This is a genomic window from Saccharothrix sp. NRRL B-16348, assembly GCF_001280085.1.
GTDB lineage: Bacteria > Actinomycetota > Actinomycetes > Mycobacteriales > Pseudonocardiaceae > Actinosynnema.
The window spans coordinates 291,760-309,658 of record NZ_LGED01000269.1 but is presented as its reverse complement, the minus strand read 5'-3'; the positions used below and the strand labels follow the sequence as shown (position 1 = coordinate 309,658).

Genomic DNA, 17,899 nt, shown 5'->3' with positions numbered 1-17,899 from the left:
CCCCCAACCCGCCCCCACCAAGCCACCAGCCCGGTCGCCCACTCCGGCAGCCAGCCACCCGGCCCGGCCCGGTCACCCGACCAGTCGAGTCACCTGGCCCAGCCGGGCTGCCCCGCCTGCCTTCGGCCCCGCCCGCCCGGCCAGCCACCTGATCCCGGCGTTCAGCCGTCCGTTCTGGCACCCGGCAGCCAACCTCCGGCACCGAGCCGCCCACCCGGCACTTGGCAGCCACCACCCAGCACTCAGTAGCCAGCCGCCAGCGCCGCCGCCCGATCCCGGCACCGAGCCTCCCGACCCGTCGTCCCGGCGCGGGTGCCAAGCCAGTGCTCGCCGCCGTGGCAGGCCGGACGGGGTCGGACCGGGCGGCCTGCCCGCGGTCGGTGGGCGGTTACTGGGGTTGGCGGGACCTCTTGCGGGCCAGGGCGCCGACGCCGACGGCGGCCAGGCCGACCTGGAGGGCCAGTTCTATCCAGTCGATGCCGGAGGTGTTCGAGACGCCGATGATCGACGCCGCGAACGTGCCCACCAAGGCCGCCGCGATACCGACCACGAGCGTCATCACCATCGAGATCTTCTGCCTGCCCGGCACGACCAGCCGTCCCAGGCCACCGACGATCACGCCGATGACCAGCGCCGAGATGAGCCCGGTGATCTCCACGAGAGGTCCTTTCCTCGCCCTACGCGTCCACCACGAGCATCACTCGACGCCCTCCCCTCCCGAATCGGGTTTGCCCCTGACCCGCCCCTGATCCCGACCCTGAACCCGGAACACCTGCGCGCCCTCGTCGGACAACGTTCGGCCGGGCACGTCCGGGTCGCAGCCCACCTTGGCCAGCCGTGACCTGATCGAGGTGGGTGAGCGCTCCAGCCGCTTGGCGATCGACCGGATCAGGTCGGCGGTCGGGGTGTCGGTGGTGGCGGCCAGCCAGTCGGCGCGCAGGCCGTCGTCCAGCGCCTGCGTCCACGGTTGGTTGGCGTTGGCCGGGCGGTCGCGGGCCGCGAGCGTGGACGGCGTGCTCAGCCTCCCCAACGCCTCCAGCACCTGCGCCAGCAGCTTGCCGATCTTCGCGCCGGCGTCGGCGGGCAGGCGGATCGTGCCTTCGGCCACCAGGACGCCCGAGCCGTCCACGCCGGCCAGGTCGACGGACAGGTCAGGGTCGGCGGTGGCCACCACCTGGTAGGTCGTGGAGCCGATCCGGACCGCGTTCTCATACGTGGTTGTCGTCATGGTGATGACGTTAGCGGAGGGGTCCGACAATTCCGGGTCCGCGCGTCGGAGACCGGCCGGGTCAGGAGCAGAGTGGGCAGGTCGGCGCGGTCGGCTCGGCGCCCGTCAGGTACGGCTTGAGGTGTTCGGCGATGGCCCTGGCCAGCGACGGCGGCACGGCGTTGCCGATCTGCCTGGCCACCTCGATCTTCGACCCGCACCACTCGAACGTGTCCGGGAACGACTGGAGCCGGGCCGCCTCCAGGTGCGTGATCGGGCGGTCGACCCGGTGGCCGTCCTCGCCCGGTTCCCACTGCGGGTGCAGGTAGCGGCCCTTCTCCGGCTTGTAGAACTCCGTGCGGATGGTCACCGACGGCTCGTCCCACCGCAGCCGGCCCATCACGTCCGTCGTGCCGGTCTTCTTCTCCCGCCAGCACCGCGGCAACAGCTCCGTCGGCAGGTCGAACCGACCGCCGCCCGGCGGGATGTGCCGGTACCGCTCCAGCGACAACGGCGTGGGGTTGCGGCCGATGTGCAGGTCCGGGCTCTTGAACGGCCCGGGCAGCTCCCGACCGAAGAACTCCACCGCCGAGTTCGGCAACGCGGTCGTCGCCGGCCGCTCCGGCAGGCCGCGCAGCACGTCGCCCACCGTGTGCCAGTGCCCACGCGGGTGCGTCGCGACCGGCAGCGGGATCGGCCCGATCCGCGAGCCGATCACGATCGTCCGCCGACGCCGCTGTGGCACACCGAAATCCGCCGCCAGCAGGATGCCGAAGCTCAGCTCGTAGCCCTCGGTCTCGGCCTGAAGCAACGCGAACTCGGTCGACGCCAGGAACCGGTCGACGTTCTCGATCACGAACACCTTCGGCCGGGCCTTCCGCACGAACCGCAGGTACTCGCGCCACAGCGAGTTGCGCGGGTCGTCGACGTCCTTCGAGCCCAGGTTCGAGAACCCCTGGCACGGCGGACCGCCCACGATCACGTCGACCTCGGGGATCGCGCTGTCCGGCACGGCCGCGATGTCGGACCAGCGGATGTGGTCCTCGCCGAAGTTCGCCGCGTACGTCGCCGCCGCGTGCAGGTCCCACTCGACCGCCATGACCGGCCGGTAGCCGCCCGCCGCGGCGAACCCGGAGGTCATGCCGCCACAGCCGGCGAACAGGTCGATCATGGACAGCACGAGGCTCAGGCTAGCCGACCGCGCCGCCGCAGGACCGTGCTCCGCACCCGACTCGCCGCGTCGGCCGGGTCCTCGTGCTCCCACACGCGAACCGCGACCCACCCCGCCTCCGCCAGCACCTGGTCGGTGTTCGCGTCACGCGCCTGGTTCGTCTCGATCTTGGTCCGCCAGAACTCGCCGTTGCGCTTGGGCCACGTGCCGTGCTCCGGGCAGCCGTGCCAGAAGCAGCCGTCCACGAACACCGCCACCTTGGCCGGCCCGAACACCACGTCCGCCTCCCGCCGGACCGCCCGCACGGGCCGCTGGTGCACCCGGTAGCGCAGCCCCAGCCGGTGCAGCTCGCGGCGCAACGCCACCTCGATGCCCGTGTCACGGGACCGCTGCTTGCTCATCCGGGCGCGGACGTCGTCCGTCGTCTCCAGGTTCGGCACCCCGTCATGATGGCTCATGCGCATGGTTCGTTGACGCTCGCCACGGCGAGAGTCCAGGGCACAGCGTTGCCCGCAACCGTCCTCATTCCGGGTGCAGCACGTCCCGCAGCCTCCGCGCCGCACGGTCCAGCTGTCCGCGTGACGGCAGCAAGGCCGGGCCCACCTGCGTGAACTCCGTCACCCCCAAGTCCGTGAAGAAGAACGGCGGCATCGCGTGCACCAGCAAGTCCGCCGACCGCTGCCCACCGCCGCGCGGGTTCAGGATCAGCCGCTCCACCCACGCGTCCACCTTGAACACGGTGTCCGCCAACGGGTGCACGCGCACGTCCAGCCCGTGCCCGCGCAGCACCGCGAGCACGTACACGTCACGCAGGAACCCCAGGAAGTCGGACACCACGCGGTTGCGCAGCGCGGCACGCCCCTCCGGCCCCACCTCGGCGATCACCTCACGAGCAGGCGTCCACAACATCCCCCGCGCCTGCTCGTCGGCCTCGCAGAACTCCCGGAACTCCGGCCAGCCGGGTAATCGGCCCAGCGCCTCGACCACGTGGTGCGCCACGTGCGTGAACGCGAAGTCGGGCCGCCAGTCCCGGATCTCCGGCACGTCGGTCGGACCCGGCCGCGGCGCGCTCCGGCACGCGGCCTCGACCTCGTCGGCGGTGATCCGGTGGACGGCGACCGACTCGTGCGCCATCACGTGCGCCACGACGTGCTTGCGCCTGCTGTACCAGTGGTTGAAGTGGAACCGGGTCTCCTGCGTCACGTTGAACAGCCGGCGCACTTCCATCGCGGTGGTCATGACGCGGAGAGTACGGACGACCACCGACAGTTCCGAGGAAACCGCAGGTCAGGTGATCGACAGGTTGGCGCGGTCCGCCGCCGTCCGGCCCGCGTCCCAACCCGCGGCGCTGCGCACCGGCGTCGTCTTGGCGACGGTCCGGCTGAACATCGCGCCGAAGTACTCCTCCACCGCCTTCTTGCGCTCGGCCAGCACGGGCAGCAGCCGGTCGTCGTCGGCGGGCACCTCGTTCGCGGTCCGCAGCCGTTCCCCGATCCGGTGCGCGTAGGACAGCAGGAACGACTTGCGGAACGCCACCGAGCGCGCCTCGTCGCCCTTGCGCGCCTTGTCACCCGCCGCGATCATCGCCCGCGTCGCCTGGACCAGCAACGACGCCGACAGCAGCTCCACGATCTCGAGGTCCAGCTCCTCGCCGACCAACGCCACGAACCCCAGGTCGTACACCACGGCACGGCACCGGTTCGCCTCCGCGACCACGTGCACGACCTGCGCCTTGCCGTCGAAGTACCGCTTGTCCAGCCACAACCGGCGTGACGTCGTCGTCGGCGCCTCCAAGGGCATCCGCTCCAACGCGTACCGCGTCACCAGCTCCTGCGCCTTCGCCGACAGCGCCTCGGCCTCGTCCGGGAACGCGGTCGACTCCGCCTTGGCCAGCAGCCCGCGCACCCGGTTGAGGATCTTCGGGTCCACGTGGTGGTGGTCGATCGCGGCCAGCGGCGTGCCCGGCTTCGGCACGATCACCGGCAGACCCGGCAACGTGACCAGCACCGCCAGCACCGCCACCGCGGCGGCCACGGCGTCGTCGCGCAGCTCGATGTGCCTGCTCGCCCACTGGTCGACGTGCGGCTGGGACGTGTCCCACCACACCGTCGCCCCGATCTCCTCCAGCTGCTCCCGCCAGCGCGGGTGCAACGCCGGGTAGCGGGACGCCTCCAACGCCAGCGAGTCGACCAGGAACGACAGCACGCGTTCGTCCTCGTTGCGCCGCACGACCTCGTACACGTCGTAGGGCAGCCAGCCGTGCTCCCAGAGGTGCTCGAAGGCACGCCTCAGCACCGCCTGGACCGCGTCGTCCACTTCGGCCGGTGGGAGGGAGGAGGTGCGCGGCAGCCTGGCCCGGCGGTTCGCTGCGGCCCGCCACAACGCCTCGCGCAGGGAGTCCACGACTGCCGATTGTCCCCTTTCGGGTGTGGTGTCGCCGCAGCCGGTGCGCGTTGCGGCCTCCCACGTGCCCCGACGTGCCAGCCTCGCGCGGTGAGCCGGAAGACGCAGTACCCGAAGCGGCGGCCGATCGTGGTGGTGAACCGTCCACAGGGGACGCCACTGACCACGGCGCAACGACAGGTCGTCCACCGCTGCCGCGCCCTGCCGCAACTCCTCGACCCGCTGGACGCGGAGCTGACGGTCAGCAGCGCGGTCGCCGACCTCGGCCCGGACGAGGAGTTCTGGGCGGGCCTGATCGAACACGCCGTCTCGCTGCCCAGCCGGCGCAACCACGCCCTGCTGCGCGTCCTGGCCGCCGTGCTCACCGGCCGCCCGCGCGAGTGGGCGGCGAGCGCCGTCACCCCCGCGGGCCCCGCCCTGACGGTCGGCGGCGCCTGGATCTGCGACCGTTCGATCGACGCCGGCTACCTGGCCCTGATCTGCACGTACACGTTCGCCGAGGCCGAGCACGCCATGGTGTTCCTGATCGACGAGCTGACCGGCGGCGAAGTGCGCACGGCGTTCGTCACCAGGGACGTCACCACGGCCCGCACCCGCCTGGCCGACCAGGGCCCGCTGACCCCGATAGGAGCCGAGGCCGCCCACTGGCTGCTGGCCAAGTCGTACAACCGCCTCGACCGCAACGCGGACGCGGTGGTCGACCAGGACGTGCAGCGGACCCGGCTGCTGGCGCGCAGGCGCATCGCCCTCGCGTTCGGCTAGCGCCCGGCGGGGTTGACCACTGGTCGAGGGACTGGACGCGCTAGTGGATGATCGTGATCCAACCCACCAGGTCGGTCGCGACTGCGAAGAACGTCGGGAGAGGGGTGCTCACCAGGGCCGTCATGGCGAACCCGAGTGCTGCGAGAGCCAGAACGACTCGTGCGGTCATGCCGCCGAATTCTAGATCGCCTGGAAACCTCGGGACCGCCGGGGGTGGGCTGACCCCGTTGCGCCGCCGCAACCTGGGACTACTTGCTGTCGTACCAAGTCGACCCGACCGGGTGGCGAGCCACCCGGTGTGATGAACCTAGCGTGTCCCGTCGCGGGTCGTCATGCGGCAAGTCGTCCGGAACCGCTCGTCGTGGGCGCGTGGATCGGGAATGGCTCCCTTCAACGCGCGCAGGTCCCGCAGGTGGTCCAGCACGGTGACGGCCTCGGTGCTCCCGGCGTCGCAGAGCTCCGCGGCCCGGGTCCACCGCCGGTGCGCGCCTTCGTGGTCTCCGATGGCCACGTGCGCGTGGCCGGCGGCGTGGAGGGCTCTCGCCAGCTCGCGGGACGCGCCGGCGGCGGGCAGTTCCTCCGCGCGTTCGGCCGCGGCGATCACCGCGTCGAAGTCGTTCAACGCCAGGTGTGCCTCGGCCGCGGTCGCCAGCGCCTCGACCATGCGTGGCCGGTCGCCGCTGTCCTGGTTCGCTTCGAAAGCGGCGTCGAAGAGCTCCAGCGCCTGCGCGTGCTTGCCCTGGGCGTGCAGGCAGGCCTGCATCTTCACGAGCACGGTGGCCCGGCCGTGCCGGCTGTTGACGGCGTTCCAGACCGCGAGCGCGGCCTCGTAGTGCGCGAAGGCCTCGACCTCACGTTCGACGCGGTGCCGGGCGAAGCCCAACTGCTCCAACGTCGCCGCCTCCAGGCTCGCCAGCCCGAGATCCCGGGCCAGCGCCAGCGCCTCGTCGAAGAGCGCCGTCGCGCGACCGATGTCCCCGCGCTCCAAGTGCATGTTCCCCAGGTTGTGGACGGTGATCGCCTCCAGTTCCGGTTGCCCGACCTCGCGGATCACCGCCAGCGCCTCCTCGCTGAGCCGGATCGCCGTGTCGTACTGGCGGAGTCTGAAGTGGACGGTCGCGGTGTTGCTCAGGGTGCCGCCGAGGGCGGCCCGGTCGCGGAGGGTGCGCACGGCCTCGACCGCCGCGTGCTGCGAGCGCAGGAGGTCCTCGTGGTACCCGAGCCGGTCGAACACCTCGTGCAGGTTGGCCGACAGGCGCCAGGTGTGCTCCGGGAAGCCGTGCCGGCCGGCGTCGAGGACTGCGGCGACCAGGTTCGCCCGCTCGCGCACGAACCAGTCCAGGGCGTCGCGGTCGTGGTCGAACCGCTCGGTCACCGGCACGTCATCGAGCGCGGGGACGGGGGAGCGGTCGGGATTGAGCCGCCGACAGGCGGCGATCGTCGCGCCGAGGTAGTGGTTGAGCAGCCCGGTCCTGGCCCGTGCCCGTTGCGCCGCCGACTCCTCCCGCTGCACGAGGTCGTAGGCGTGCTCGTGCAGGAGGTCGTGCAGGCGGAACCGGTGCGCCGTGCCGTGCTGGAGGAGGTTGACCTTGGTCAGCGTGCGCAGGTGCCGGTCGGCGGTGGTCTCGGGCTCGCCGAGCAGGGCGCTGGTGGCCTCGGCGCTGAACTCGGTGGTCGGGTGCAGGCCGAGCAGGCGGAAGACGCGCGCGGTCTCCACGGGGAGGCTGCGGTAGGACCAGGAGAACGCCGCCAGGAGGCTGCCGTGCTCGTCGTCGCTGTCCTCGGACGAGCCGAGCACCCCGAGACCTTCGTCGCGCCGGAACTCCTCGACGAGGTCGGCGAGCGCGGTCTCCGGCCGGTGGTCCACGTGCTGGGCGATGATCCGCAACGCCAGGGGCAGACCGGCGGAGCGGCGGACCAACTCCCGGACGGCGCGCGGGTCCTCGGCTGCCCGGGACGACCCGATCACCGCCCGCAGCACGGCGGTCGCCTCCGCGGGCGAGAGCGGCGGCACGAGGATCACGTGCGCGTCGTCGTGCACCGGCAGGCCGAACGGCCGGGTGCGGCTGGTGATGAGCACGAAGCACGACGGCATGGCGTCGAGGATCGGTCGGACGTGCCCGCTGTCGCCTGCGTTGTCCAGCAGCACGAGCAGGCGGCGGCCGTCGACGGCGTGCTGGAGCCGGGCCCGGCGTTCCGCGCCGGACGCGGGCACCGGACCCTCGCCCAACTTGGTCAGCAGGATGCCCGCCGCGTCGTCGGCGGCCAGCGGCGCGCCGGGACCGATCCCCTGGAGGTCCAGGGCGAACGCGCCGTCCGGGAAGCGGTCGACGCGCCGGTGCGCCCACTCGGTCGCGAGTCGCGTCTTGCCGACGCCGGGCATGCCGTGCAGCGCCACGACCTGACCGCCGTCGCTGCCGTCGAGGATGGCGTCGAGCCGGTCCAGCAGGTCGGCACGGCCCGCGAAGCTCTTGAGCGCGCGGAACAGGTGCCTGCGCGGCGACTTGCGCGGGTCCGGCTCCGCGTCGCCGGTGTGCGCCTGCTTGCGCAGGATGGCCCGGTAGACGACGCGCAGTTCGGGGCCCGGCTCGACGCCGTTGCTGTCCATGAGGTGGTCGCTGAACCGCTCGTGGAACTCGAGCGCGTGCGAGTACTTGCCCAACCCGTACAGGGATTGCAGGTAGAGCCTCGCGCAAGTCTCGTCCGTGTCGTGCGCTTCGGTCAGCCTGAGCGCCGTGCCGACCACTTCCGCGTACTCGCCGAGTTGCAGCCGGCTGTCCAGCAGCGCCTGCTGCGCGATCAACCGGTCGAACAGCTCCAACTGGTCGCGGATGTGGTCGGCCCACGGTCCGGCCAAGTCCTGCAACGGCTCGCCGCGCCACAGTTCGAGCGCTTCGCCCAACAATGCCTTGGCCAACCTGTGGTCGTCCTGCGCCGCCGCGGCCCGCCCTTTCTCCGCCAATTTGCGGAACCGGTGGTAATCGACCAGCCGTGGGTCGACGTCGATTCGGTACGCGTTGCCGTCCCGGTGGATCGCGCCGTCGAACCCGGCGTCCTTGAGTATCTTGCGCAGCTTGCTGAGCTGCGGCTGGAGTTTCGTCGGCAGGTCCGGTGACGCGACGTCGCGCCACAGCGTCCGGCCGATGAGGTCGGTCGACACCGGTTTCCGGGCGTAGAACAACAACAATGCGAGGAGACCTCGCTGCTTCGCCGATTCGAACTTGACGTCATTCTCGCCGATGTGTAATCGCGTCCTGCCGAGGATCTTGAACTCCACCGACGCCGCCTCTCGCTGGCACGGTATGTCCGGAAAATACAGTGTGAAGCGGCGCCGATCATTCCGCAGCAGCCTCATAAAGGTTGCTCCGACTTGGTGAGCAGAGCAGTGCGATCGGCGCTGCAAGCGAACTGCAAGTCCACCGGCAAACCGGCCCGCCACGCTCGCTCCAGGGAGAGAGCGTGAGGGGGAAGCGCATGACGAACACCGAATGGCTGCGGGTGCCGGTCGGGATCGACGCGCCCAGGTGGGTCACCAGGGGCAGGTGCCGACAGGTGCTCGCCGTGGTGCACACGGTGACCAGCGGACAACGCCTGCTGGAAGCCGTGGAGCTCGTGGAGTCCGATCCGCGGGTGCAGGTCACGTTCAGCCAGGCGCCGGACACCTTCAGCGCGGGCGTGGCCGACTTCCTGAGGTCGACGCGCGGCGTCGTGCTGTCGTGGGAGCAGGCCACCAGGGAGCGGTTCGACCTGGCGTTGGCGGCTTCGTACGGCAGCCTGCACCTGCTGCACGCGCCGTTGCTGCTCATGCCGCACGGCGCCGGGTACGGCAAGTCCGTCTCCGTCGGCGACGAGCCGATGGTCTACGGGCTCGACTCGCAGCGGCTGATGCACAACGGCGTGGTGCTGCCCGCGGCCGTCGTGCTGTCGCACGAAGACCAGCGGGAGGTGCTGCGCCGCCAGTGCCCACAGGCGTTGGACGTCGCGGTGGTGGCGGGTGATCCCTGCTACGACCGCATGGTGGCCAGCCTGCCCCGGCGTGACGCCTATCGCGAGGCGTTGGGCGTGACGCCGGGGCAACGCCTGCTCGTCGTCACGTCCACGTGGGGACTGGACTCGTTGTTCGCGCGGTTCGAGGACTTCCTGCCACGCCTGCTCGAAGAGCTGGCCGCGCACGACTTCAGGGTGGCGGCGATGCTGCACCCGGCCGGCTGGTTCGCGCACGGCGTGCGCCAGGTCCAGGCGTGGCTGGCGGAGTGCCGCGACGCCGGCCTGATCGTGGTGCCGCCGGAAGTGGACTGGCGGGCCGCGGTCGTGGCCGCCGACCAGGTGGTGGCAGACCACGGCTCGACCGGTGTCTACGCCGCGTCGATCGGCACGCCGGTGGTGCTCGCCGAACCGCCGGTCAGCGCGGTGCTGAGCGACGGTTCGGCGCAGGAGCTGCTCCAGCGGGTCGCGCCGCGCCTCACCTTCGACCGGCCGCTGCTCGCGCAGTTCGACGACGCCGCACGGGGCGCGCCGGGGCTCGGCGAGCTGATGCGCGAGCGGCTCACGTCCAGGCCGGGCGGGTCGGCGGCGGAGTTGCGTGGTGCCATGTACCGGTTGCTGGACCTCGAGGAACCGGGACGGCACCGTGCGCCGACACCGGTTCCCGCGCCCACCGGAGGAGGCCGGGATGACCGCTGAGACCGGAGGGCTGCGCGCCGTCGTCTCGTCCGGTGGGCAGATCGTCGCGCTGATGGGCGACGAGGTGCTCGAGTTCGTGCTGGCGCATCGCACGTCCTGCTTGTCGGACGCGGACGCGTGGTGCTCGGCCGTCGAGTCGCTGCGCGCCTGGTCCGAGGCGGGACTCGACCTGCGGATCCTGCGTCGGCACGGGCTGCCGGTCTGGTGCCCGCCGCACCGCGCCGAGCGCTCACCCGAGCCGTGTGGGCGGCTCGACGTCCGCCAACCTCGCTGACACCAGCGCCACCCGGGTCGAGCCGAGTTTCGTCAGCAGCCGCAGCGCGTGGCCCCAGTGCTCGGCGGCGCGCACCGCGTCGGCCCGTTCGGCGGCCGACTCGGCGAGGAGTTCGTGGGCTTCGGCCGCGCCGCGGTCGGAGTCCAGCTCGCGCATCGCCGCCAACGCGACCTCACCGAGGCGGTCGGCGGCGGTGGCGTCACCGCCGTGGTGGTGGACCTTCGCCATCGCCAGGGTCACGCGTGCCCGGTTGTACGGGTCCGGCTCCGCCAAGCCGTCGAACAGGCGCACGGCCTCGTCCAGTGCCTCCAGCCCGGCCGCCGGCTGCCCGGTGCGGGCCAACGTCGTGCCGAGGTGGATCAGGACCAGCCCGAGGCTGCGGTCCGCCGCGAGCTCCCGGTTGACCCGCACGAGGTCGCGCAGTTCGGCCAGCGCCTTGGCGGGCTCGTCCTGGTCGAGGTGCAACAACGCCACCATCTCCCGCGCGTCGGCCGCGCCGCGCCGGTCACCGGCGGCGGTGGCCCGGTCCGCCGACGCGGCCAGGTGCTCCTCGGCTTCGGCGAACCGGCTGAGGGTCGTGAGCGCGAGTCCTTGTCGCTTCAGCATGTCCGCCTCGGCGACGAGGTCGCCGAGGCGGCGTGCCGCGGTGATCCCGCACTCGTTGATCGCCAACCGGTCGCGGTAGTGCTTGTGGTGCAGCAGCAGCGGCCACATCACGTCCGACAGCTGCCAGGCGAGGTCGGGCCACCCGTGGTCCAACGCCGCGCGTCCACCGGCGATCAGGTTCGCCCGCTCGGCCTCCAACCAGGACAGCGCCGCCTCCCGGTCGGCGAGCCGCGGCAGACCCGGTGGCGTGGAGCGGAACTCGTACGCCAACCGCCTGCGGTGCGGGGTGATCACCAGGTCCGCGACCCGTGCGGCGGCGAGGTACCACTCCAGCACCCGGCGCAGGGCCTCCGCCTTCTCCTCCGGGCCCGCCTGGTCCCTGGCGTGGAGCAGGAGCAGGTCGTGGAAGCGGTAGCGGTCCTCGACGATCTCCTCGACCAGGCTGTCCTGCACGAGTTCGTCCAACAGGTCGAGGGCCCGCTCCGGCGGGTCGTCCAGCACCGAGTGCGCCACCTCCGGTCCGAAATCGGGCCCGGGGTGCTGCGCGAGCCGGCGGTACAGCGCGGCGGCGGCCGGTCTCAGCGCCCGGTACGAGAGGTCGAACGTGGTGCGCACCGACAGCTCCGATCCGGGTGACAACGCCGAGAGCCGGTCGCGTTCGTCGGTCAGCTCCGCCACGACGCGCCGCACCGACCACCTCGGTCTGGCGGCGAGCCGTGCCGCCGCCACGCGCAGCGCGATGGGCAGCCCGCCGCACATCCCGACCAGCTCGCGTGCCGGCGCCTGCTCCCGGGTGATCCGGGTGCCGCCCACGGCGTGGCTCAACAGCCGCACCGCCGACGATTCGCCGAGGGGCCCGACCTCGACCAGCCGGGCGCCCTCGGCGACGAGCCCGGCGAGCCTGCTGCGGCTCGTGACGAGGACGGCGCTCTCCGACGAGGCGGGCAGCAACGGCAGCACCTGGCCGACCGACACGGCGTTGTCCAGCAGCACCAGCAGTTCGCGGTCGGCGGTGAGCGAGCGGTAGAGCGAGGCTTGCTCGGCCGGCTCGGCGGGCACCTGACCCGGCGGCGTGCCCAGACCGCGCAGGAACAGCCCGAGCGCGTCGGCGGGCCGCATCGGGTCACCCCCGCTGAACCCGGCCAGGTCGACGTAGAGCTGGCCGTCGCGGAACCGGTCACCCCTCCGGTGCGCCCAGTGCAGCGCGAGCGCCGTTTTCCCGACGCCGCCCGGCCCGTGCAGCAGCGCCAGCGTGCGACCGCCCTGGGCGGCGATGGAGTCGAGTTCGGCCAATTCCTCGGCCCGATCCGTGAAATGCGCGGGCGCGCCGAGCAACTGACGCGGCACGGTTCGCGGTGCGGGAATGCCGTGGAAGTGGACGCCGCCGTGCACCGCGCCGGCTTGGACCACACCGCCGAGCACCGAGCCGGACAACTCGTTCTTCCGGTCGTCCATCGTCGTGCGTCACCTCCCCCGGGCAACGGATCGACCGTACGGGAGGCTTGCGGGCGTGGACGGGTTCGCGGGCCGGAACCACCCGGGTTGGGCAAGCGGGACCGCCGGGGGGTGGCCGCCGGCTGGGGCGATCGGCGCAGGCGCCGTTGGTGGCATCGGCGCAAATGGAAAAACAACAATGGGGGCCACCGAAAGGGTGGCCCCCATTGTTGGGTTGTGCGCCGCCAGGGACTCGAACCCCGAACCCGCTGATTAAGAGTCAGCTGCTCTGCCAGTTGAGCTAGCGGCGCTCGGACTCTCTTGCTCTGTCCGACGCGGAGAACATTAGCACAGCGTCCGACCGGGCTCCCAATCGCCTGGTCAGGGTGGGTGTGCCGCCCTGGTGCAGGGGGAACTTCACCTCGGTAACGATCCAGCATCTCGGGCAACATCGTCAACCCTCCAGGCGTCACCTTGTCAGGGGACGCCGACAGACTCCTGTTGCGGACTGTCATGGCGTTCTGGGGATGAAGCGGAGGACGGGGATGTACCGCAAGCGGGGGGCGCGCAGAGCGCTGGGGATCGTCGCGATGGGGCTCGTTGCGACGTTGATCACAAGTTGTTCGTCCGGTTCGGCCGCGACCGGGGACGCCGGCGACGAGGCCTCGACCACCACCACTTCGTCCACACCGCCGCCCAAGCCCGTGTCGCTCAGCACCGGTCCCGCGGACGCGGCGGTCGACGTGCAGCCCGGCGTGCCGGTCGTCGCCACGGCCACCGACGGCAAGATCACCTCGGTCGCGCTGACCAACCCCGAGGGCAAGGCCGTGGCCGGCCAGGTGAGCCCCGACGGTCTGCAGTGGACGAACACCGAGCCGCTCGGCTACCAGAAGACCTACACGCTGGCCGTGACGGGCGAGGGCGCGGACGGCAAGCCCGTCACCAAGACCTCGACCTTCACCACCGTCAAGCCGCGCACGCTGACCTACCTCTCGGTCAACCCGCAGGACGGCACGACGGTCGGCGTCGGCCAGCCGCTCGCGTTCTACTTCGACGAGCCGATCGCCGACAAGGCCGCCGCCGAGGCGATGATCTCGATCACCACGACGCCGCGCGTCGAGGGCGCCTTCTACTGGTTCGACGAGAAGACCGTGCACTGGCGCCCGCAGGCCTACTGGACGCCCGGCACCAAGATCACGATCAACGCCAAGATCTACGGCAAGCACGTGGGCAACGGCGTGTACGGCGAAGAGGACCGCGTGATCAACACCACGATCGGCGACGCCGTCGTGCACGAGGCGGACGGCCAGACGCACCAGGTCGTCACCAAGGTCAACGGCCAGGTCGTGCGCACCATGCCGACGTCCATGGGCGACGCGCAGAACCCGACCCCCACGGGCACGTACGTGCTCATGGAGAAGCACGCCCACATGGTGATGGACTCCCGCACCTACGGCCTCTCCCTGGAGGCGGGCGGCTACGTCACGCCGGTCGACTGGGCCTACCGGATGTCCAACTCCGGCATCTTCTTCCACAGCGCGCCGTGGTCCATCGGCGACCAGGGCCACCGCAACGTCAGCCACGGCTGCCTGAACCTCTCGCCCGAGAACGCCAAGTGGGTGTTCGACAACTCCAAGCAGGGCGACATCGTGGTGGTCACCAACTCCGGCGGCCCGGTGCTGGAGTCGTGGGACGGCTTCGGCGACTGGCAGATCCCGTGGGAGCAGTGGATCAAGGGCAACCGCTAGGCCTCAGAGGTCGGTGACGCGACCCGCCGCCACCACCAGGCGGCGGGTCGTGCGCACCGCGTCCAGCACTACTTCAACCGGCGACGTACTCGGGCGGCGAAACGGGGCACGCCAGTCGGGTGGCTCAGGCGATCGAGCAGTTCATCGGCAGTCAGACGGGATCTCGTCAGGTCGGCCACTTGGTTGCGGACCACTCGAACGAGATCCTCGGGGAACGCCCCGAACTGCTCGCACATGAACTGATCCGCTGTGGTCACACGCAGGCCGCGCCGACCCAGCGCCGCTTTGGGGAAGCCTTTGGTGTCACGGGTGAGCAGGATGTCGGCCTTGCCCGCGAGGGCGGCGGCGGAATGCGCCCAGTCGTCGGGATCGCTTCCCGGCATGGAGGCGATGAGGTGCTCGTAGTCGCGCCGGGGCACCTCGTCGTCAGGGAAGACCTCCCGGATCGCCGCGCACAGCCCTGCTACGGCCTGCCTGCTCTTGCGCCCTGACCGGGGCACCACTTCGACGAGTTCCGCCAGCAGGTCCTCCGACCACAGCACCCGGAACAGGTCTTCTTCGGCGCAGTGCAACAGCAGGTCGCAAACGTAGAACGGGTACAAGGTGTTGGTGTCGGCGAAGACGCGGGTGATGGTCACCGAAGATCGGTCAGTCCTGTCGATCGTAAAGGCCTGCTTCGGCGATCTCGTTGATCGCCGCGGACAGTCGGGCACGTCGGTCGACCTTGCGGTCGAGGTAGGACTCCAGTGCGGCGACCGAGACGCGTCGATGACGACTTCCCGGCAGGTTCCGCGCCGGGATGGTCCCGTCATCGAGCAACTTGACCAAGAGCGGTCGGGAGATGCCCAAGTACTTCGCGGCCTGGTTCGGCGTCAGCTCCTCGTCCGCGTCGGGCGCCACCACGCGGACCCGGCGCCCGGCGGCCTGCTGGTGCACGGCGTGTAGCAGGACTTGTACCAGCGCCTTCGGGACTTCGACCTCTTGGCCGTCGACCACGAGCACGGCACGGGCGAAGCGCGCGCCCGTCATCGCATGTTCGAGTCGCGAGGATGCCTGTCGGGTCACCTCGTCGGGGCGTTCAAGTTCGAAGAGCGGTTCGACCGCGGACATCGCTACCCCCTCTGCGAATCGAAGGTAACGCGTATCTGCAGTATCTGCAACCGCCAGCTACAAGTCGGTGACGCGACCCGCCGCCACCACCAGGCGGCGGGTCGTGCGCACCGCGTCCAGCATCCGGCGGTCGTGGGTGACCAGCAGCAGCGTGCCCGAGTAGGACTCCAGGGCCGACTCCAGCTGTTCGATCGCGGGCAGGTCGAGGTGGTTCGTCGGCTCGTCCAGCACGAGCAGGTTCACGCCGCGGGCCTGGAGCAGGGCCAGCGCGGCACGCGTGCGCTCACCGGGGGAGAGCGACGCCGCCGTCCGCAGCACGTGCGCCGCCTTCAGCCCGAACTTCGCCAGCAACGTGCGCACCTCGGCGGGCGGCACGTCGGGCACGGCGGCGCCGAACGCGTCCAGCAGCGGCTCGTCGCCCAGGAACAGGCCCCGCGCCTGGTCGATCTCGCCGACCACCACGCCCGAGCCGAGGGACGCCGAACCCGAGGTCAGCGGGACGCGACCGAGCAGCGCCGCCAGCAACGTCGACTTGCCCGAGCCGTTCGCCCCGGTGATGGCGATCCGGTCCGCCCAGTCCACCTGCAGGTCCACCGGCCCCAGCGTGAACGACCCCCGCGTCACCACCGCCGCCCGCAGCACCGACACCACCGACCCGGACCGGGGCGCGGCGGCGATCTCCATCCGCAGCTCCCACTCCTTGCGCGGCTCCTCGACCGTGTCCAGCCGCTCGATCAGGCGCTCGGTCTGCCGTGCCTTCGACGCCTGCTTCTCGGTCGCCTCGGTGCGGAACTTGCGCCCCACCTTGTCGTTGTCGGGCGCCTTGCGGCGGGCGTTCTTCACGCCCTTCTCCATCCACGCCCGTTGCGCCCGAGCGCGCTCCTCCAGCGACGCCCGCGTGGACGCGTACTCCTCGTAGTCCTCACGCGCGTGCCTGCGGGCGATCTCCCGTTCCTCCAGGTACGCCTCGTAGCCGCCGCCGTAGGACCGCACCTGCTGCTGCGCCAGGTCCAGCTCCACGACCCGCGTGACCGTGCGGGCGAGGAACTCGCGGTCGTGCGACACGACCACGACGCCCGCCCGCAGCCCCGTCACGAACCGCTCCAGCCGGGCCAGGCCGTCCAGGTCGAGGTCGTTGGTCGGCTCGTCGAGCAGGAACACGTCGTACCTGCTCAGCAGCAACGACGCCATGCTCGCGCGGGCCGCCTGGCCGCCTGAGAGGGCCGTCATCGGCAGGTCGAGCGAGACGTCGAGCCCCAGGTCGGCCGCCACCTCCCGGGACCGTTCGTCCAGGTCCGCGCCGCCCAGCGCGAGCCACCGCTCCAACGCGTCGGAGTAGCCGTCGTCACCCGAACCGGACGACAACGCCTCGGTCGCCCGGTCCAGCTCGACCTGAGCCGCCGCCACGCCCGTGCGGCGGGCCAGGAACTCGCCCACGGTCTCGCCCGGACGGCGGTCCGGCTCCTGCGGCAGGTGGCCGACGGTCGCGGTCACGGGAGAGAGGCGGATCACACCCCGCTCGGCGGGCAGCAGGCCCGCGAGCGTCCTGAGCAACGTCGACTTGCCCGCGCCGTTGGCGCCGACCAGCCCGATCACGTCACCGGGTGCGACGACCAGGTCCAGACCTTCGAACAGCACGCGGTCGCCGTGCCCGGCGGCCAGGTCCTTCGCGACGAGTGTGGCGCTCATGACAACTCCACGGCAAAAGAAGACGCCCCTCGACAGGGCGTCGAGGGGCGTTCCGCTTGGGGTGAGTGACGGGACTTGAACCCGCGACACCTGGGATCACAACCCAGTGCTCTGCCAGCTGAGCTACACCCACCAAGACCGGCTGACCCGGCGCGTGAAGCATACAGTGCCCCACCGCCGGGTCTGAAATCGACCCTATTTCAGGCCGTCGGCGGCCAGCAGTTCGGCGGCTACGGCCTGCGCCTGCTCCGACGACGGCCCCGGCTGCGGCACGAACGCCGTCCGCCGGTAGTACGCCAGCTCGCGGATCGACTCCTTGATGTCGGCCAGCGCGCGGTGGGCCAGGCCCTTGCCCGGCTGCGCGTAGTAGATGCGCGGGTACCAGCGCCGGCACAGCTCCTTGATCGACGACACGTCGACCATGCGGTAGTGCAGGTGGGCGTCGAGCTCGGGCATGTCACGGGCGATGAACCCGCGGTCGGTGGCGATCGAGTTGCCCGCCAGGGGAGCGGTGCGCGGGTCCGGCACCCACTCCTTGATGTACGCCAGCACCTGGGCCTCGGCGTCGGCGAGCGTCACGGTCGACCGCCGCACCTCCTCGGTGAGCCCCGACTTGGCGTGCATCTGCATGACGACGTCCGGCATCGAGTCGAGCGCGGTGTCGTCGGCGTGGATCACCACGTCGACACCTTCGCCGAGCACGTTCAGCTCCGCGTCGGTCACCAGCGCCGCGATCTCGATCAAGGCGTCCTTGCCCAGGTCGAGGCCTGTCATCTCGCAGTCGATCCACACCAAGCGATCCATCACCCGCG

The 17,899-nt window shown here is 71.3% G+C and carries 17 protein-coding genes and 2 tRNA genes; 4 read left to right on the top strand and 15 right to left on the bottom strand.

Features of this window, described 5'->3' with window-relative positions; translation table 11 throughout:
* Window positions 1-388 precede the first annotated feature (388 nt).
* The 6 genes from ADK67_RS46295 to ADK67_RS46270 all read right to left on the bottom strand — a co-directional run bounded on the left by ADK67_RS46295 (window position 389) and on the right by ADK67_RS46270 (window position 4,781).
* Window positions 389-658 carry a GlsB/YeaQ/YmgE family stress response membrane protein gene (locus ADK67_RS46295; RefSeq protein WP_053722976.1) on the bottom strand — a complete coding sequence of 90 codons (270 nt, stop codon included), beginning with the start codon at window positions 656-658 and terminating at the stop codon, window positions 389-391.
* A gap of 39 nt (window positions 659-697) precedes the next feature.
* A complete protein-coding gene (locus ADK67_RS46290) occupies window positions 698-1,228 on the bottom strand; it encodes a hypothetical protein (RefSeq protein WP_053722975.1) in 531 nt (176 codons plus the stop codon).
* 61 nt (window positions 1,229-1,289) lie between these two features.
* Entirely contained in the window at window positions 1,290-2,378 is a 1,089-nt protein-coding gene (locus ADK67_RS46285; RefSeq protein WP_053723007.1) for a DNA cytosine methyltransferase, read from the bottom strand.
* Window positions 2,379-2,392: 14 nt separating this feature from the next.
* On the bottom strand, window positions 2,393-2,836 hold the full coding sequence (locus tag ADK67_RS46280; protein WP_053722974.1) for a very short patch repair endonuclease: 444 nt from the start codon (window positions 2,834-2,836) through the stop codon (window positions 2,393-2,395).
* Window positions 2,837-2,900: 64 nt separating this feature from the next.
* Window positions 2,901-3,617, bottom strand: coding sequence for a hypothetical protein (locus ADK67_RS46275; protein ID WP_053722973.1), 717 nt, complete (start codon window positions 3,615-3,617; stop codon window positions 2,901-2,903).
* Between the two features lie 48 nt (window positions 3,618-3,665).
* The gene (locus ADK67_RS46270; protein WP_053722972.1) at window positions 3,666-4,781 is read right to left on the bottom strand and encodes a DUF2786 domain-containing protein; all 1,116 of its coding nucleotides are present in this window, start codon (window positions 4,779-4,781) and stop codon (window positions 3,666-3,668) included.
* Between the two features lie 90 nt (window positions 4,782-4,871).
* Here ADK67_RS46270 and ADK67_RS46265 point away from each other — a divergent pair, with 90 nt between their 5' ends.
* Window positions 4,872-5,543 (top strand): hypothetical protein, encoded by a 672-nt coding sequence (locus ADK67_RS46265; RefSeq protein ID WP_053722971.1) that lies wholly within the window; start codon window positions 4,872-4,874, stop codon window positions 5,541-5,543.
* Between the two features lie 40 nt (window positions 5,544-5,583).
* Here the strand turns inward: ADK67_RS46265 and ADK67_RS54970 are convergent, their stop codons facing one another.
* Both ADK67_RS54970 and ADK67_RS46260 read right to left on the bottom strand, forming a co-directional pair.
* On the bottom strand, window positions 5,584-5,712 hold the full coding sequence (locus ADK67_RS54970; RefSeq protein ID WP_269436183.1) for a hypothetical protein: 129 nt from the start codon (window positions 5,710-5,712) through the stop codon (window positions 5,584-5,586).
* 138 nt (window positions 5,713-5,850) lie between these two features.
* Complete coding sequence (locus tag ADK67_RS46260; protein WP_197289931.1) at window positions 5,851-8,820, bottom strand: AfsR/SARP family transcriptional regulator; 2,970 nt, start codon at window positions 8,818-8,820, stop codon at window positions 5,851-5,853.
* A gap of 197 nt (window positions 8,821-9,017) precedes the next feature.
* On the opposite strand from ADK67_RS46260, the gene ADK67_RS46255 reads away from it, so the two are divergent.
* Both ADK67_RS46255 and ADK67_RS46250 read left to right on the top strand, forming a co-directional pair.
* On the top strand, window positions 9,018-10,226 hold the full coding sequence (locus ADK67_RS46255) for a hypothetical protein (RefSeq protein WP_053722969.1): 1,209 nt from the start codon (window positions 9,018-9,020) through the stop codon (window positions 10,224-10,226).
* A complete protein-coding gene (locus ADK67_RS46250) occupies window positions 10,216-10,500 on the top strand; it encodes a hypothetical protein (RefSeq protein WP_053722968.1) in 285 nt (94 codons plus the stop codon). The genes ADK67_RS46255 and ADK67_RS46250 overlap by 11 nt, the downstream gene beginning before the upstream one ends.
* On the opposite strand, the gene ADK67_RS46245 is transcribed toward ADK67_RS46250, so the two are convergent.
* Entirely contained in the window at window positions 10,456-12,561 is a 2,106-nt protein-coding gene (locus tag ADK67_RS46245; RefSeq protein WP_053722967.1) for an NB-ARC domain-containing protein, read from the bottom strand. The genes ADK67_RS46250 and ADK67_RS46245 overlap by 45 nt on opposite strands.
* 217 nt (window positions 12,562-12,778) lie before the next feature.
* Window positions 12,779-12,851, bottom strand: a tRNA-Lys gene (locus ADK67_RS46240).
* 234 nt (window positions 12,852-13,085) lie between these two features.
* Here ADK67_RS46240 and ADK67_RS46235 point away from each other — a divergent pair.
* Window positions 13,086-14,288 carry a L,D-transpeptidase gene (locus tag ADK67_RS46235; RefSeq protein ID WP_053722966.1) on the top strand — a complete coding sequence of 401 codons (1,203 nt, stop codon included), beginning with the start codon at window positions 13,086-13,088 and terminating at the stop codon, window positions 14,286-14,288.
* A gap of 68 nt (window positions 14,289-14,356) precedes the next feature.
* Here ADK67_RS46235 and ADK67_RS46230 read toward each other — a convergent pair whose 3' ends face one another.
* The 5 genes from ADK67_RS46230 to orn all read right to left on the bottom strand — a co-directional run bounded on the left by ADK67_RS46230 (window position 14,357) and on the right by orn (window position 17,894).
* On the bottom strand, window positions 14,357-14,926 hold the full coding sequence (locus ADK67_RS46230) for a PIN domain-containing protein (protein WP_053722965.1): 570 nt from the start codon (window positions 14,924-14,926) through the stop codon (window positions 14,357-14,359).
* Between the two features lie 10 nt (window positions 14,927-14,936).
* Entirely contained in the window at window positions 14,937-15,398 is a 462-nt protein-coding gene (locus ADK67_RS46225; RefSeq protein ID WP_082404854.1) for a helix-turn-helix domain-containing protein, read from the bottom strand.
* A 57-nt stretch (window positions 15,399-15,455) separates the two neighbouring features.
* A complete protein-coding gene (locus ADK67_RS46220; RefSeq protein WP_053722963.1) occupies window positions 15,456-17,087 on the bottom strand; it encodes an ABC-F family ATP-binding cassette domain-containing protein in 1,632 nt (543 codons plus the stop codon).
* Between the two features lie 57 nt (window positions 17,088-17,144).
* Window positions 17,145-17,220, bottom strand: a tRNA-His gene (locus tag ADK67_RS46215).
* A gap of 62 nt (window positions 17,221-17,282) precedes the next feature.
* Window positions 17,283-17,894, bottom strand: a complete 612-nt coding sequence (orn, locus tag ADK67_RS46210) for an oligoribonuclease (RefSeq protein WP_053722962.1) — start codon at window positions 17,892-17,894, stop codon at window positions 17,283-17,285.
* Window positions 17,895-17,899 lie beyond the last annotated feature (5 nt).